The sequence below is a fragment of the Microbacterium thalassium genome, assembly GCF_014208045.1.
Classification (GTDB): domain Bacteria; phylum Actinomycetota; class Actinomycetes; order Actinomycetales; family Microbacteriaceae; genus Microbacterium; species Microbacterium thalassium.
This window is the reverse complement of sequence record NZ_JACHML010000001.1, coordinates 1,229,167-1,244,933: the sequence shown is the minus strand read 5'-3', so window position 1 is coordinate 1,244,933 and position 15,767 is coordinate 1,229,167. Positions and strand designations below refer to the sequence as shown.

Sequence of the window (15,767 nt, the reverse complement as noted above, 5' to 3'; positions counted from 1 at the left end):
TGCAGATTCGCATTCACGCATTCGGCCCGAAGGTCGGCATAATGAGAGCGTGCCCCCCTGGCACAGAGAGTTCCCCCGGTGAGCAACATGCCCTACAGAGATCGGGCGACGGTCGATGCGTGGCTCCGTGAGTTCCACGCGTCGAACCCGGACATCGTGACCCAGATTTCGGTCCTGGACCAGGAGTTCACGGCGGGTCCGGAGTCGGGGCTCGTCGTGGTTTCGCTGCGCAACGCGTCGACCGTGACCTATGTCCAGCCGGTGATGCGCGACGGCGAGCCGGTGTGGATCGTGACGTTCGAGGCCCGCTCCGACAGCATCGATCTCGATGCCGGCGGAGTCGCGGATCTCGCGCAGGACCTCGACCTGCTGGCGCGCATCTGCGGCTTCCTGCAGAGCAAGACCGACGCCGCGGTAGCGGCCAAGCGCCGCGTCGTCGAGTCCTGAGCCGCCGGCCGGCGATCAGACGACGGGGAGGACCGCCTCGGCTCCGGCTGCGATGAGCAGCGCGACCGAGATGACACCCGTCGCGGACGCGACCGGTCGAGCGATGCGGTTCATGCGCTCCGCGCGTGTGGTCGCCACGCCGCGGGCGATGTCGCCGACGGCGCGCTTGGCCTCGCGCAGCGTCTCGTACCGACCCACCGGGGTGGAGCGCCCGTCGAAGCCGACGAAGCTCCCGTCGGGGTTCTCGAGGATGCGCCCGGCGAACTCGCCGCGGAGCGAGGCGGTGTGCGAACCGCGAGGATCGGCGGTCCATGCGAGACGCCGCGGGAATGTCGTGACAGCGGGAAGCGCGATGGTCATGCTGCACGCCCCAGGTGCGAAGCGGCCACCCGCAGCGGTTCGGGGCCGCGGTCCGCGACCTCGCTGTCGGTGAGGTCGATGACCACGCCGCCCGACGCGGAGGCCGAGCGGGCGAGCTCCTCGAGGTACTCGCGGTCGAGCGCCTCGGGCTCGGCCGAGTCGAACTCGAAGCGCAGCGGGATCGAGCAGTGCAGCCAGATCGTGGACCGTCCGCCCGAGTGGCAGAACGAGGCGGTGAAGCTCTCGGAACGGCGCAGCTTCGTCGTGGTGAGCGTGCGCAGATGTGCGAGGACGCGGTCCGGGATCTCGATCGCATCAATGTTGGTGCTGTAGTACAGACGACCCATCGTCGACTCCTTCTGGTTGGGAGAAGCTCTGCGAGCAGGTTACTCACCATATAACTAGTTAGTCAAGCGAGATAAACGATCAGCTGTATAGTGGAGGATCGAGACACCTTGGATATCGGGGGTGAGTATCGATGGAACACGACCAGAGTGGCGAGGATGAGGCATCCGCTCTCCTGACCGCCTACGACCGCTTCCGGCATGCAGATCTCGCGAGACAGGCTCGGGTGCGCTCCAAGACGGGGATGGGCGACAACGAACTTCGACTCGTGCGATACCTGCTCGCCGCGCAGCGCGACGGCGCTGACGTCAGGCCGAGCGCCATTTCGCGCTACCTGGGCATCTCGTCGGCCTCGACGACGGCCCTGCTCGACCGTCTGGAACGCGCCGGCACCCTTCAGCGGGTGAACGACCCGACCGACCGCAGAAGCATCCTCATCACGCCCACGGCAACCGCCGCCGCGACGCTCGCCGCCACCGTGGACGAGTACGAGCAGCGGGTGACGGGTCTGGCGGAGGATCTCGACGAGGTCGCGCGACGCATCGTCATCGACTTCCTCGACTCTCTCACCGAGGTCGCCGAGGAGACCGCGGTCCGCTGACGGGCGCGGTCACTCGTCGATCTCGTCGACCGCCTCGCGCATCGCCTCGAGGAACCGGATCACGACGGCACGATCGCCGTCGCTCATCGGGCGGACGACGTCCATCATGCGCTCGTGCATCCCGCTGAGCGTGCGGCGGATGTCGGCATCCGCCTTGTCGCTCGCCTCGATGACGACGCTCCGCCGATCCCCGGGGTTGGGTGCCCGCGTAATGTTGCCCGTCCGCTCCAGCCGATCCAGCAGGGCCGTCGTCGACGCCGACGTGATGCCGAGATAGCGGGCCAGGTTCGCGGGCGTCACCGGCTCGTCGTTCCGGTGCGCGCGCATCAGGTAGCGCAGCACGAGCAGTTCGTTCTCACCCATGTCCATCGAGTGCCGCGTGCGACGGCGCATGGCCACCTCAGCCGCGCGATAGGCGCGCAGCGCCTCCATCACGCTCGATGCGCGGATCTCCTCGGCGTCGGCGTACCAGTAGCCGTCGCCTCCCGAAGCGTTCTCATCCATCGGAATCGATTCTGCCGTGCGGCGGCGTGCTTCGGGTCACGGGCACGCGGAAGAAGCCGCTCATCGGCCCTTCTCCCGGCAGCGGAATCGCTCAGCCCACGCGCAGGGTGACGGTCCGCCGCAGGTCGCCGCGCGAGAACCCCACGTGCACGTCGTAGTCGCCGGCTCCGTCGCGCAGCGTGCCATCCCGCCACACGCAGAGCGCGTCGCTGTGGACGGCGACCGGCAGGGTCGCCTCTTGCCCGCTCTCGAGCCGGATCGCGGCGAACCCCACGAGCTTGAGGGTCTCCCCCGCCTCCGGACGCGCGTAGAGCTGGACGACGGCCTTGCCGCCGCGCGCCGCGCCGGCGCGCAGCGTCACGCGCACCTCCTGGCCGTCCGCGTGAGCATCGGCCAGTTCGACGTCCGCGTACCCCAGACCGTGTCCGAACCAGAATGCCGGCTCCACGCCGGCACGCTCGTAGGACCGGTAGCCGATGTCGACTCCCTCGGTGTAGCGCAGGCGCCCGGATGCGTCGACATCGGCCGGCGGGACGGCCGGAGATCCGTCGGGCCAGGTGAGCGTGAGCCGCCCGCCGGGCTCGGCGCTGCCGGCGAGCATGGCCGCCAGAGCCGGCGCGAAGCGCTCGCCGGACAAGCCCACGTGCAGCAGCGCCGAGACTCGGTCCCGCCAGGGTGTGTCGATCGGTCCGGCACCGTGCGTCACCACGATCACCGGCGTCCCCGTCGCGGCGGCGGCCTCGACCACCTGCGCCTGCCCGGCGGGAAGCCCCAGGTCGTCGGCATCCATCCCGGCCCCCGTCGCCCGGCCGGCGAGCACCACGACGGCATCCACGTCTCTCGCAACGGTGTCGACGGCTTCGACCGCCGGCGCGAGCGGGACCACCCCGAGCGACAGCCGAGGCACCATTCCCATTGCGGGGAACACGAAGGCGGGACCGGTCCGGAAGCGCGCGACGAGAGTCCGCGACCCCGTCGCCGCCGGGAGCACCGCACGCAGCACATAGTGCGGACCGGCGAGGAGAGGCGACGCGTCGCGGAATCCCGACCCGACCGGCGTGCCGTCGAGCAGCAGCTGGGCCTCGCCCGCGAACTCTGCGGCGACGACGAGCGCACCCAGGTGCGGCGGGATGACGACGGTCAGCTCGGCACGCCAGGGATGGTCGTGGTCGATCTCGTCGACGGGAAGCTCCGCGACCGCGAGCTCCACGTTCCGTCGCCCCGCGGAGTCCTCGATCACCGCGGAGACATCGACCCCGTCGCCGGCCACGAGCGGAGGCACGGGGACATCCGGGAGTCCTCCCGCCCGGGCCGCGACACGGATGCCCTCGCTCTCGAGCGCGGTCTCGAGCCCCGGCAGGCGCTCGCCCACCAGCGGAACTCCGGCAGAACCCCCGGTGACGAGACGGTGCTCGATCTCCTCCCCGCCGACGAGCGCGATGCGCGCACCGGCGGGGAGCGGAAGAACGCCCTCGTTGCGCAGCAGCACCGCTCCGTCGATCGCCACACGCTCGGCCACGCGCAGCGCCTCGGGCGTCCCCAGCGCCGCGGTGTCGGCGATGCCCGTCGGAGCCACGAGGCCCGCCGTCGACACGGCCGAGCGCACGTGGTCGCCGATCCGCGCGAGTGCGTCATCGTCGAGGGCGTCCACCATCTCGGGGGTGCGCTCCGACAGCGGCGGCGGGCCCGGCACGATCATCGCCGGCAGGTCCAGCCCCGCCGCGAGCGCCGCCTCGGCGTCCCGGACGGCGAAGAGGAAGTCGGGGACCGTGAACCCCTCGAAGCCCCAGAGCCGCCGCGGCACGTCCAGCAGGTCGCGGGACTGCGCCATGTAGGTGCCGTTGACGCGGACGTAGGCGGCGAGCAGCGCGACGACGCCGTGCCGCTCGACGGCCCGCCGGAACGGGGCCAGGTACAGCTCGTGGAGTTCACGCTCGCCCACGAGGACGTCGCGCGCATCGGTGCGCTCCTGCATCGGCCCTTCGCCGGCGCGCAGCCGCTCGAGGTTGTAGCAGACGAAGTGCTTGGCCACCGCGATGGCCCGGTGGGCGTGCACACCGCGCACGATGCGTCCCCCGAGCTCCCCCGTCAGCAGCGGATCCTCGCCGAGCCCGCCTGCGAGGCGCCCGGCTCGAGGATCCCGCCCGATGTCGAGTTCCGGGCCGAGCAAGACGTTGTGCCCGGATGCCACCAGCTCGGCGCCCAGGAGGTCGCCGTACCGCTGCGCGAGGTCTGCGTCGAACGTCGCCGAGAGCGTGAGCGCGCTCGGCAGGGCGGTCGCGCCGTCGTCGCCGCGGATGCCGCACGGCCCGTCCGCATAGGAGAGCCCCGGCAGGCCTGCGCCGGCGAAGTCGTTGAGCGCGATCCGGCGGTCCTCGTCGCGTGCCACGCGCGTCACCTCATCGTCCGTCGACGGTCAGGCGGCCCCACACCGCCCTGGCCGCCCACTCTGGCAGTCCGGCGGCACCGCCTGCAAGACGGAGTCTCCCCGGTGGCTACGCCTCGCGCGTGATGGTCACCTTCACGTGCAGATGGCTCTTGTGCGGGCCCGCGTACACGCCGCGCAGCGGCGGGACGTCGTTGTAGTCGCGACCGCGTCCCACCAGCACGTGGCGGTCGCCGATCTCGATGTTGTTGGTCGGGTCGAATCCCTGCCACTCGCCGGCGAACCACTCCACCCACGCGTGCGACTCGCCCTCGACGGCCTCGCCGACCTCGGCATCCGCTTTGGGGTGCAGGTAGCCGGACACGTAGCGCGCGGGGATCGCGACGGCGCGGAGCGCTCCGAGCGTGATGTGCGCGATGTCCTGGCACACGCCCTTGCGCTCCTCCCAGGCCTCGGCGGCCGTCGAGTGCACGCCGGTGATGCCGTGCATGTACTCCACCGCGTCCCCCACCGCCTCGGCGATCGCGCGGGCAGCGAGCCCAGGGTTCGTGTGCTCGGCGGCGATCCGGCGGGCGAGCTCGAGGATCTCGGCGTGCGGCTTCGTGCGGCCGGTCTGCCCCAGCTGCTCGACGGTCTCGATCAGCAGCGGCGCCTCGCGGGACAGATCCGCCCATGTGAAGTCCGTCGGTTCGATCGGCCGCGGTCGCACCTCGACGAGCGAGCGGGCGGTCAGCATCAGCTTCTCGTGGGTGTTCAGCACGTCGAACGCCGCGACGCGCGTGCCGAAGTAGTCGACGTACTGGTTGACCGAGGTCGACGGCTCGATGTCGAGCGAGGCGTTGAGCACGAACTGGTTCTCGGTCGAGTTCGGCAGCATCCGCGCCTCGTTGTACGAGGCCGACACGTCGCCCTGGTACGTGAAGCCCGTCTGGTGCTCGATCCGCAGGCGCTTCATGAGATCTCTCCGATCCAGCTGGGCTCGGTCTGCGTCGGGAAGAACCTCTGACGGATCGCCTCGGATGCGTCGCGGGTGACCACCTGGACGCGCTCCATGTGCTCGGGCAGCTCGTTGAGGATCTCGCTGAGCGCGCTGTACTCGAGGTCGTTTCGGATCTGGCCGAGGGCCCGCAGCACGGTGTTGGAGTGCCCGACGCGGTCGGCGCGGGGGTCGATCGCGCTCATGCACTGCTCGGCGCTCTGGATCGAGAAGATGATCGAACGCGGGAACAGGCGGTCCAGCAGCAGGAACTCCGCGGCGTTGCGTGCGCTCGGCATCCCCTTGTACGTGCGCAGGTACGCCTCGTACGCGCCGCACGAGCGCAGGATCGTCGTCCACGATGGCCCGGACGCCTCGGTGAGCGACCGCGTCGCCAGCATCCGGGCGGTCATGTCGGTGCGCTCGATCGAGCGCCCCAGCGTGAAGAACTGCCACGCCTCGTCGCGGCTCGTCGACGAGTCGACGACGCCGACCGACAGCGCGGTGCGCTCGCGCACCCACTGGAAGAAGTTGTGCACCTTGTCGATCTGCAGGCGGCGGGGCATGCGCGCGTTGGTCGTGTTCAGCGTCTCCCACAGCTCGGTCGAGACGATCTCGCGCGCGCGTCGCGCGTTCTCGCGGGCGGCGCCCAGGCAGTAGGCGATGCTCGAGTAGTTGCTGCGGTCGACCGCGAGCTGCTTGAGGACGTCCTCACGGCCGACGGACTCGGCGTCCTCGTCGGGGAACGACCCCATGACCGCCAGCAGCGACCGGCACGCGACGTCCTCGTCGATCCACGGGTCCTCCAGCAGCAGCTGGAGGTGGACGTCGAGGATGCGGGCTGTCCCGTCGGCGCGCTCGAGGTAGCGTCCGATCCAGAACAGGGATTCGGCGATGCGGCTCAGCATGCGTCGTCACCCCCGGTCTGCTGCTGCTGCTCGTGCTGCTCGACCACCGGTTCGGGGACATCCTGCGGGGAATGGTCGGGCTCGTGCTGCGCGTCATAGATGATCGGGATCGCGGATGTGACGGAGGCCTGGTCCTCGACGAGACCCGGGACTCCGCCGCCCTGACCGTACTCGACGTGGCCGGGTGCCGCGCCGCCGACGATCCAGGTGTCCTTCGATCCGCCGCCCTGGCTGGAGTTGACGACGAGCTGGCCTTCGGGAAGCGCGACGCGGGTGAGACCGCCCGGCAGCACCCAGATATCGTCGCCGTCGTTGACGGCGAACGGGCGCAGGTCGGCGTGGCGGGGACGCATCCCGTCCTCCACGAGGGTCGGGATGGTCGAGAGCATCACGACCGGCTGCGCGATCCACCCGCGCGGGTCGGCCAGCAGGCGCTTGCGGAGCTTGTCGAGTTCGCTCTTGGAGGCATCCGGACCCACGACGAGCCCCTTGCCGCCCGAGCCGTCGACGGGCTTGACCACCAGCTCGTCGAGGCGGTCGAGCACCTCTTCGAGGGCGCCCTGGTCCTCGAGCCGCCACGTGTCCACGTTCTTGAGGATCGGCTCCTCGGCGAGGTAGTAGCGGATGAGATCGGGAACGTACGTGTACAGCAGCTTGTCGTCGGCGACGCCGTTGCCGACCGCGTTCGCGATCGTGACGTTGCCCAGACGCGCGGCGAGCATGAGACCGGGCGCGCCGAGCATCGAGTCCGAGCGGAACTGCAGCGGATCCAGGAAGTCGTCGTCCACGCGGCGGTAGATGACGTCGACGCGCTGCGGACCGCGCGTGGTGCGCATGAAGACCTTGCCGCCGACGCACAGCAGGTCGCGTCCCTCGACGAGCTCCACGCCCATGAGCCGCGCCAGCAGCGTGTGCTCGAAGTACGCCGAGTTGTACACGCCCGGGGTGAGCACGACGACGTTCGGCTCCTCGACGCCGGGCGGGGCGGATGCCCGCAGCGCCGCGAGCAGCTTGTTCGGGTAGTCGCCGACGGGGCGGACGCGCATCGACACGAACAGCTCGGGGAGCGTCTGGGCCATGACCCGGCGGTTCGAGATGACGTAGCTGACGCCGGACGGAACGCGGACGTTGTCCTCGAGCACCCGCATCTCGCCGTGCTCGTCGCGGATCAGGTCGATCCCCGAGACCTGGATGCGCACCCCGTTCGCGGCGTGGATGCCGGCGGCCTGGCGGTAGAAGTACTGGGACGATGCGATCAGGCGGGCGGGCAGCACGCCGTCGCGCACGCAGTGCTGCCGGCCGTAGGCGTCGTCGAGGAAGGCCTCGAGCGCCCGCACCCGCTGCTTCACGCCCGCTTCGGTCTTCGACCACTCGTCGTAGTCGATGACGCGGGGCACCGCGTCGAGCGGGAAGGGTCTCTCTTCACCGGCGAAGTCGAACGTCACGCCCTGCGCGAGGTAGGAGGTCGCGAGGGACTCGGTGCGCCCGCGCAACTCCTCCTGCGTCATCTGCGCGAGAGCCTGATAGAGCTCCTTGTAGGCCTCGCGGGACTGTGGCACCGCGCCCGCCCCGAGGTCGCTGCCGAACATCTCATCGAACGCCGGCACCCCGGACGGAGTCTTGCGGGGCGCCGTGGTGGAGCCGTAGCCGTCGAACAGATCGCCCATGCCATGAGCCTAGTGGGGGACGTGTTGCCGTGTTGTTTCGGTTGACATCTGACGTCGATGCGATAGAGGCGGACGTCCTCGGATCGTCACATCTGCGGCGGGTTCGGCCCGGGCGCGTCGGCATAGGCTCGCACTGTGGCGACAACCCGGACGCGATCGCTGCTCGCCGCCGCGGCGGCGGGGGTATGCGCCGTCGCGCTCGGAACCGGCCTCGGCGAACTGACCGCGACGCTCGCGGTCCCGTCCTCCAGCCCGTTCGCGGTCGTCGGCGGAGCGCTCATCGACGCTGCGCCGCCGTGGGCCAAGGACCTCGCGATCGCACTGTTCGGCACGGCCGACAAGATCGCGCTGCTCATCGGGATCGCTCTCGTGATGGGGCTCGTCGCGGCCGCCGCGGGCATCCTCGAGACCCGACGTCCGCCGTGGGGGGCCGTGATCGGCGCACTGCTCGGAGGCGTCGGCGCGATCGTCGCGATGACCAGGACGGATGCGGGGACGTTCGCGTGGCTGCCCGCCGTGGTCGCCGGCGTCGCCGCCGCGGTCGCGATGCGCCTGCTCGCCCGGCTCGCCGCGCGTGCGTATCCGCCGCCCGCGGCCGTCCCGGCCGGTCCGGACTCCGCGGGCGCATCCCCGCCGGAGACCGCCACCCCGATGTCGCGCGGCGTCGACCGGCGCGGATTCCTGGCGTGGTCGACCGCGGCGGCCGCCGTCGGCGCCATCGGACTCGTCATCGGAAATGCGGCGCGCGCCGGCGTCCAGGCGGCGACCACCGTGCGCGACGCGCTGCGCCTGCCGACCCCGGCGAAGCCGGCGCCCGCGGTTCCGGCGGCGGCGGAGCTCGGCCTCCCGGACCTGTCGCCGGTCATCACGCCGAACACCGCCTTCTACCGCATCGACACCGCGCTGGTCACGCCGCAGATCGATCCCGCCGAGTGGTCCCTGCGCATCCACGGCATGGTCGACCGCGAGGTCACGATCACGTGGGACGAGCTGATCGCGCTGCCGCTGGAGGAGAGCCACACGACGCTCACGTGCGTGTCGAACTCGATCGGCGGCAACCTCATCGGCAATGCGCTGTGGCTCGGCTACCCGATCCGGGAGCTGCTGGCCCGCGCCGGCGTGTCACCGGATGCCGACATGGTGCTGTCGCACTCGATCGACGGCTTCTCCGCGTCCACACCCCTCGAAGCGCTCACCGACGACCGCAACTCGATCCTGGCCGTCGGAATGAACGGCGAGCCGCTCCCCGTCGAGCACGGGTTCCCGGTGCGCATGGTCGTCCCGGGCCTGTACGGGTACGTGTCGGCGACGAAGTGGGTGGTCGAGCTCGAGGTCACGCGCTTCGACCGCGCGCAGGCGTACTGGACGACGCGCGGATGGTCCGCCCGCGGGCCGGTCAAGCTCCAGTCGCGCATCGAGGTGCCCCGTCGCAGTCAGGTGGTCGACGCGGGCGACGCCGTGATCGCGGGCATGGCCTGGCACCAGCACGTCGGGGTCGGCGGTGTCGAGGTGCGCGTCGACGACGGCGAGTGGATGCCGGCGACGCTCGCCGCCGCGATCTCGGACGACACCTGGGTTCAGTGGAGCATCCCGTGGACGGCCGAGCCGGGCGGTCACACCATCACGTGCCGCGCCACGAGCGCCGCCGGCGACGTGCAGACCGAGGAGCGCACGTCGCCCGCGCCCGACGGCGCGACCGGGTGGCACACCATCCAGGTGACGGTGGCCTGACCGGAGCGGTCCACGCGAACCGGGCACGCGGCTCCCGCCCCTCACGCGCGGGCGCCGCCCGCCCGTCCCTCAGCCGACCAGGACCCGCACCACGTTGCCCCACGGGTCCGAGGTCACGAGCACGCCGGGCGCACTCTCGTATTCGATGCCGGCACCTGCGAGCCGCGCCGCGACGTCGTCGACGTCGGCCTGGTTCGGCACCCGCACGACGAACGCGCCGAGCCCCGGCCCCGCGCCCCGCTCCCCCGCGCCGTCGCTGAGCCACACGTTCGTGGCGAGGTGGTGGTGGTAGCCGCCCGCCGAATAGAACAGGGCGCCGTCCGCCTGAGACGTCACAGCGAACCCGAGCGCATCGGAATAGAAGGCGCGGGCCCGGTCGAGGTCGCCGACGCGCAGGTGCACGTGCCCCACGGTCGCGGAGCTCGGCGCGACCCCGTCCGCGTTCTCGGCGATGAAGGCGTTGGGGTCGAGGAACGCCGAGCCCATGGTCACCTCGCCGTCCTGCCACACCCACTCGTCGCGGGGCCGATCGACGTACAGCTCCACGCCGTTGCCCTCGGGATCGCCGAAGTAGAACGCGAGGCTGACCGCGTGGTCGGCGGCCCCCTGATACGACTCGGGGGCGCGGTCCGCCACGGTCAGCAGCGCAGCTGCGAGCGCGGGTTCGTCGGGGAACAGGATGGCCGTGTGGTAGAGCCCCGCCTGGCTGGGATCGTCGGCGCCGGCCGCACCCGCGAGCAGCGTCACCAGCGGCTCGTCGAAGCCGAGGACGACGTGCTCGGCATCTTCCTCCATCACCGGCAGACCGAGCGCGTCGGCGTAGTACTCCCGCATCGCCGGCAGATCGACGACGTTCAGCTCGACGGATCCCATCTCCGCCTCAGCGGGCAGAAGCGACGCGGGCGCCGTGTCTGCGCCCGCCGGCGCGCGCGTGGCCGCGACGAGGACGATGGTGATCACGGCGATGAGCACGGCGACCGCCCCCGTCACAGCGGCGACGACGATCGGACGGCGGCGGGCAGGCGCAGAGGCGGAGTTCACGTCGATCTGCAACATGCATCCATCTGAATGCATTCCCCACCGCGGTCCGCCGGGGCGACGCGGTCGATGTCAGCGGCGGACCGACTCCAGGCGAACGAGGCGCGGCGGGCCCGCCAGCAGCGCGCCGAGCGCGGGCACCGCACCCTCGCTCGAACGGTAGTCGCGATACGCCTGCTCGGCCTCCCACGACGACCACTCCTCGTACAGCGTCCAGCACGCCGGGTCGTCGCGGTCGACGAACCAGTCGAGCCGCTCGCAGCCCTCGAATGCCCGCGTGGTCTCGAGCATCTCGTCGAACACGGACTCTGCTTCGTCGAGCCGCGCCGGGTCCAGGCGGAACTCCACGATCGCTGCGTGCGCCATACCTCGCCCTTCGTCGAAACGCCGGTGGCGCCTTCACTCTGACGGCGCGTGCTCGCCGTCGCGCGGCTCGTTCCGCGGAGCGGAAGACCTGTCTCGGGCGGGGGAGCACGCAGACGGCGTCAGCCGGCGAGTACGACCTTGAGCTGCTCGACGGCCCAGTCCAGCTCGGTGGCGCGGATGACCAGCGGCGGCGCGATGCGGATCGTCTGACCCTGAGTGTCCTTGACCAGAACACCGCGCGCGAGCAGTCGCTCGGCGACCTCGCGCCCGGTTCCGACAGCCGGGTCGATGTCGATGCCGGCCCACACGCCCGCCACGCGGATCGCGGTGACGCCGTGACCGACGAGCTCGGCGAGCTTGGCCTCGAGGTGCTCGCCCAGCGCCTGCGCGCGCACCTGGACCTCGCCGCTCGCGAGCATCTCGACCACGCGCAGGCCCACAGCCGCCGCCAGCGGGTTGCCGCCGAACGTCGACCCGTGCTCGCCCGGACGGATGACGCCGAGCACGTCCTCGTCGGCGACGACGGCAGACAGCGGCACGATGCCGCCGCCGAGGGCCTTGCCCAGCACGTACATGTCGGGGACGACGTCCTCGCGGTCGCACGCGAAGGTGGTGCCGGCGCGGCCGAGGCCGGACTGGATCTCGTCGGCGATCATGAGGACGTCGTGCTTCGTGCAGATCTCCCGCACGGCCCGCAGGTATCCCTCGGGCGGGACGATCACGCCCGCCTCGCCCTGGATCGGCTCGATCAGCACGGCGGCGGTGTTCTCGTCGATCGCCGCTTCGATCGCAGCGGCGTCGCCGAACGGCACGGCCGCGAATCCGGGCGCGAACGGACCGAAGTCGTCGCGCGCATCGGGATCGTCACTGAAGCCGATGACCGTGGTCGTCCGACCGTGGAAGTTGCCGTGCGCGACCACGATGGTGGCGGCATCCGCGGGGATGCCCTTGACGCGGTACCCCCACGCTCGCGCGGTCTTGATGGCGGTCTCGACGGCCTCGGCTCCGGTGTTCATGGGCAGCACGAGCTGCTTGCCGCACAGCTCCGCCAGAGCGGTCGCGAACGCGCCGAGCTGGTCGTTGTGGAACGCACGGCTGGTGAGCGTGATGCGGCCGAGCTGCTCGGTCGCCGCCGCGACGAGGGACGGATGCCGGTGGCCGAAGTTCAGCGCCGAGTACGCCGACAGCAGGTCGAGGTAGCGCTTGCCCTCGACGTCGGTGACCCACACGCCCTCGCCGCGGGCGAGCACGACCGGCAGCGGGTGGTAGTTGCGGGCGACGTGCTCATCCTCCGAGCGGATGATCTGGATCGCGGCGGTCGCGAGATGGGAGTGCGAAGGAGTCATGGGCGCTGTCCCTTCAGCGTCGGAGCTCGAGCGTGCAGCACTTGATGCCGCCACCGCCCAGCAGCAGCTCGGAGAGGTCCACGGCGATCGGGTGGTAGCCGCGCTCGCGCAGCTGGCGCTCGAACCCGGTCGCCCGCGGGGAGATGATGACGTTGCGTCCGTCACTGGAGGAGTTCAGTCCGAACACGGCGCCGTCGGCATCCGACACATGGATGGCGTCGGGGAACCGTTCGGCGAGCACGGCCTGGCTGTGGGCGTCGAAGGCGCCGGGCAGGTACGCGATGTTGGCGCGCTCGACGCCGCCGGGCCCTTCGACGGGGTCGAGGACGGCGATCGCGGTGTCGAGGTGGTAGAAGCGCGGGTCGACCAGGGTCAGCGAGACGACCTCCTTGCCGAAGACCTCGCCGATCTCGCGATGGCTGTCGCCGGTCGAGCGGAAGCCGGTGCCGGCGAGGATCACGTCGCCGACCAGCAGGAAGTCACCCTCGCCCTCGTTGACCTCGGCGGGGTCGGCGACCTGGAAGCCGTTCGCGGCGAACCACTCCATGAACGCCGGACCCTCGGGCACGCGCTCGTCGAAGCGGAACTTCGCGCCGTAGGCGACGCCGTCGATGAGGAAGCCGCCGTTGGCGGTGTAGACCATGTCGGGCAGCCCCTCGATGGGGTCGATGAGCTGCACATCGTGGCCGAGGCCGATGTACGCGTCGTACAGGGCCTGCCACTGGCGCACCGCCTTGTCGGTGTCGGTGGGGTTGGCGGGCTCCATCCAGGGGTTGATGCTGTAGCTGACCGTGAAGTGCTCGGGGCGGCACATCAGGTACGTGCGCCGCTGCTGGATGCGCTCGGTCGCCGGGGCGAGCGGGACGGTGTTCTCGTGCGGGGACATGGTGCTCCTTCGGGAAGGGTGGCGGACGCTGTCCTCGAGGCCCGGCGGCCCTTCGACCCGCTCGTCCGGGTGCGCGCCGGTCGCGGGGAAGGGTGCGACACGGGCACGCCGAGCACCATTCTCGCACGCGAGGCGCACACCGTCGGCGCACGGCGGGCCGCCCGTCCCGTCAGGACGCGCCGACCTCCGCGGCGATGCGCGCGTCGATCCACCGATCGATCCGCTCCCACTGGCCGTAGAGCCACTCCTCCCGCTCGTCTTCGGGGGGCACGTCCTCGGCGGCGACGTACCAGACGCGCACGCTGATGGCGCTGTCCATCGGCAGGCCCTGCCAGAGCCGGCGCAGCGTCGACAGCCGCTCGAGCCCGACGTGTCCGACGAACGCGATGTCGGCGGTGGGCGCCGCGGCGATGGTGGTGAGCGCGCCCCGCGGCTTGGGCGGGAGGACATGGCTCATCCCCCGCGCCCGGTCGGCGAGGTCGGTGCGTCCGATCTCATCGAGCCGCTCGATGGCCAGTTCGCGGCGCCGCGCGGTGAAGTTGCCACCCTCGGGGAAGATCACGAAGGCGTCGGATGCGCCCATGGTGGCGGCCATATCTCGGATCGCCTCGATGGTTCCGGGACGCCGATGCCCCGGCACGAATCGGCTCGGCACGCGGCTGAGCGCGATGTCGATGCAGGGGTCGACGCGCAGCGTGTCCTTCAAGACGATCCGCGGCCGGCGACCGAGGTTGTTGAGAACGGCGTCGACCAGCAGGAACGAGTCGCCCGGGCCCGCGTGGCGCGACATGACCAGCAGCGGGCGATCGGCTCGGGGCGCCTCGTCGGGATCTTCAGGACCCACGTCGAGATCGAACGACAGCGAGAACGTGCGCCGGGCGCTGCCCATCAGCCGACGCAGCCACCACGCGATCGTGCGGTAGGTCAGATCCTGGAACCGGGGCTCCTTCATGTTCCGCCCGAAGCCCGAGGCGATCCAGTGCCCGAAGAGGATGAGCACCGTGACCGCCTGCAGTTCGATGTAGAGGAACAGGAACCAGCCGGCGCGCAGGATCCGCCATCGCCCCGGGACGAACCGCGACGCGAACGCGATCACGATGACCCACAGCGGGATCGTGGCGATGGCGGCGAGCGCCACGATGATCGTGCACGGGGCGAGCACGAGGCGTCGGACGAGGTAGGGCGGCGGCGCCATCACCGCTCCCCTGACAAGCCGCCCTCGACGCCGGCCGCGGTCGCGGTCATCTGCTCGGCGAGGTAGTCGCGCGATGCCTCGTACGCTCGTCCGGCGAGCTCGTCGGCGTCCCCGATGTCGCGCCACTTCAGCTGGCGGCGGTCATCGAAATCGAGCGCGTTCGCACTCGGCAGCACGTGCACGTCGGCGCCACCGGTCTTGCCGTCGCGGACGCTGGCGAAGCGGTGCCGGCGAGAGATCTCGAAGGCGATCAGCGCGGGCTCCCAGAATTTCGTGGGCGGCCGGAGGGGCTGCTCGACCCGGCCGACCTGAAGCACGTAGATCTCGCTCGCCCCCAGCTCCACGGCGCGGTCGACGGGGATCGAGTTGACCAGGCCGCCGTCGTAGAAGTGCTCACCGTCGATCTCGACAGGAGCGAAGAGCCCGGGGATCGCCGCCGAGGCGGCGAGCGCGTCGATGATCGGACCCTTGGTGAACCAGTGCTCGGCGGCGCGTTCGATCGACGCCGCCACGCACTGGAACGGCACCTCGAGGTCCTCGATGCTCATGCCGTCGAGCACCGTCCGGGCGATGTCGCGGATGGCGGACGGGTCGTTCAGTCCGACGCGCAACCGCACCGCCGTGCGCACGCGGTCCAGGACCGGCCCGCCGAGGAAGCCCGTCTCGCCGATGTCGCGCCACAGGCGCTCCAGTCGCATGACGCCGATGGGACCGGGGTCTGCCGCGAAGACGGCGCCGTTGAGCGCGCCGATCGACGTGCCGAGGACGATGTCGGGCTGGATGCCGGCCTCGACGAGGGCGCGCAGCATCCCCACCTCGACCGAGCCCCACTTGCCTCCGCCGCCCAGGACGAAGGCGCACCTCGGCGCGCTCATCGCGGTCCCCTTCTGCGCCCGCGGCGATGCGGGACGCCCTCGTTGCTCACGCTAGCGCGGCGGCGACGCCATGTCAGGGTCGGAGGGCCCACCGGCCCGGCCACCGCCGACGGGCCACCCTCGTCGTCACGAACGG

16 protein-coding genes are annotated in these 15,767 nt (G+C 71.1%); 3 read left to right on the top strand and 13 right to left on the bottom strand.

Annotated features, from left to right (window positions below; translation table 11 throughout):
- Positions 1-87: 87 nt before the first annotated feature.
- On the top strand, positions 88-447 hold the full coding sequence (locus HD594_RS05815) for a protein-L-isoaspartate carboxylmethyltransferase (RefSeq protein ID WP_184752597.1): 360 nt from the start codon (positions 88-90) through the stop codon (positions 445-447).
- A gap of 15 nt (positions 448-462) precedes the next feature.
- Here the strand turns inward: HD594_RS05815 and HD594_RS05810 are convergent, their stop codons facing one another.
- Entirely contained in the window at positions 463-807 is a 345-nt protein-coding gene (locus tag HD594_RS05810) for a hypothetical protein (protein ID WP_184750051.1), read from the bottom strand.
- Positions 804-1,154: a DUF7882 family protein gene (locus HD594_RS05805; protein WP_184750050.1), complete on the bottom strand. Its 351-nt coding sequence runs from the start codon at positions 1,152-1,154 to the stop codon at positions 804-806. The genes HD594_RS05810 and HD594_RS05805 overlap by 4 nt, the downstream gene beginning before the upstream one ends.
- A gap of 131 nt (positions 1,155-1,285) precedes the next feature.
- On the opposite strand from HD594_RS05805, the gene HD594_RS05800 reads away from it, so the two are divergent.
- The gene (locus HD594_RS05800; RefSeq protein ID WP_184750049.1) at positions 1,286-1,753 is read left to right on the top strand and encodes a MarR family winged helix-turn-helix transcriptional regulator; all 468 of its coding nucleotides are present in this window, start codon (positions 1,286-1,288) and stop codon (positions 1,751-1,753) included.
- A gap of 9 nt (positions 1,754-1,762) precedes the next feature.
- Here HD594_RS05800 and HD594_RS05795 read toward each other — a convergent pair whose 3' ends face one another.
- From HD594_RS05795 to HD594_RS05775, 5 genes are all read right to left on the bottom strand, one after another.
- Positions 1,763-2,257, bottom strand: coding sequence for a MarR family winged helix-turn-helix transcriptional regulator (locus HD594_RS05795; protein WP_184750048.1), 495 nt, complete (start codon positions 2,255-2,257; stop codon positions 1,763-1,765).
- Between the two features lie 91 nt (positions 2,258-2,348).
- Positions 2,349-4,646 (bottom strand): glycoside hydrolase family 3 protein, encoded by a 2,298-nt coding sequence (locus tag HD594_RS05790; RefSeq protein WP_184750047.1) that lies wholly within the window; start codon positions 4,644-4,646, stop codon positions 2,349-2,351.
- Between the two features lie 106 nt (positions 4,647-4,752).
- Entirely contained in the window at positions 4,753-5,598 is an 846-nt protein-coding gene (locus HD594_RS05785; RefSeq protein WP_184750046.1) for a transglutaminase family protein, read from the bottom strand.
- Positions 5,595-6,527, bottom strand: coding sequence for an alpha-E domain-containing protein (locus HD594_RS05780; protein WP_184750045.1), 933 nt, complete (start codon positions 6,525-6,527; stop codon positions 5,595-5,597). Before HD594_RS05780 ends, HD594_RS05785 begins: the two co-directional genes overlap by 4 nt.
- Entirely contained in the window at positions 6,521-8,194 is a 1,674-nt protein-coding gene (locus tag HD594_RS05775) for a circularly permuted type 2 ATP-grasp protein (protein ID WP_184750044.1), read from the bottom strand. Before HD594_RS05775 ends, HD594_RS05780 begins: the two co-directional genes overlap by 7 nt.
- Before the next feature lie 135 nt (positions 8,195-8,329).
- Here HD594_RS05775 and HD594_RS05770 point away from each other — a divergent pair, with 135 nt between their 5' ends.
- Positions 8,330-9,925, top strand: a complete 1,596-nt coding sequence (locus tag HD594_RS05770; RefSeq protein WP_184750043.1) for a molybdopterin-dependent oxidoreductase — start codon at positions 8,330-8,332, stop codon at positions 9,923-9,925.
- Positions 9,926-9,994: 69 nt separating this feature from the next.
- On the opposite strand, the gene HD594_RS05765 is transcribed toward HD594_RS05770, so the two are convergent.
- From HD594_RS05765 to HD594_RS05740, 6 genes are all read right to left on the bottom strand, one after another.
- Positions 9,995-10,981: a VOC family protein gene (locus HD594_RS05765; RefSeq protein WP_221446561.1), complete on the bottom strand. Its 987-nt coding sequence runs from the start codon at positions 10,979-10,981 to the stop codon at positions 9,995-9,997.
- A gap of 54 nt (positions 10,982-11,035) precedes the next feature.
- A complete protein-coding gene (locus tag HD594_RS05760; RefSeq protein ID WP_184750042.1) occupies positions 11,036-11,329 on the bottom strand; it encodes a putative quinol monooxygenase in 294 nt (97 codons plus the stop codon).
- Between the two features lie 119 nt (positions 11,330-11,448).
- Positions 11,449-12,675 carry an ornithine--oxo-acid transaminase gene (rocD, locus tag HD594_RS05755; protein ID WP_184750041.1) on the bottom strand — a complete coding sequence of 409 codons (1,227 nt, stop codon included), beginning with the start codon at positions 12,673-12,675 and terminating at the stop codon, positions 11,449-11,451.
- A gap of 13 nt (positions 12,676-12,688) precedes the next feature.
- Positions 12,689-13,561: a dimethylargininase gene (gene ddaH / locus HD594_RS05750; protein ID WP_184750040.1), complete on the bottom strand. Its 873-nt coding sequence runs from the start codon at positions 13,559-13,561 to the stop codon at positions 12,689-12,691.
- 169 nt (positions 13,562-13,730) lie between these two features.
- The gene (locus tag HD594_RS05745; RefSeq protein WP_184750039.1) at positions 13,731-14,756 is read right to left on the bottom strand and encodes a 1-acyl-sn-glycerol-3-phosphate acyltransferase; all 1,026 of its coding nucleotides are present in this window, start codon (positions 14,754-14,756) and stop codon (positions 13,731-13,733) included.
- Complete coding sequence (locus tag HD594_RS05740; RefSeq protein WP_184750038.1) at positions 14,756-15,631, bottom strand: patatin-like phospholipase family protein; 876 nt, start codon at positions 15,629-15,631, stop codon at positions 14,756-14,758. The genes HD594_RS05745 and HD594_RS05740 overlap by 1 nt, the downstream gene beginning before the upstream one ends.
- Positions 15,632-15,767 lie beyond the last annotated feature (136 nt).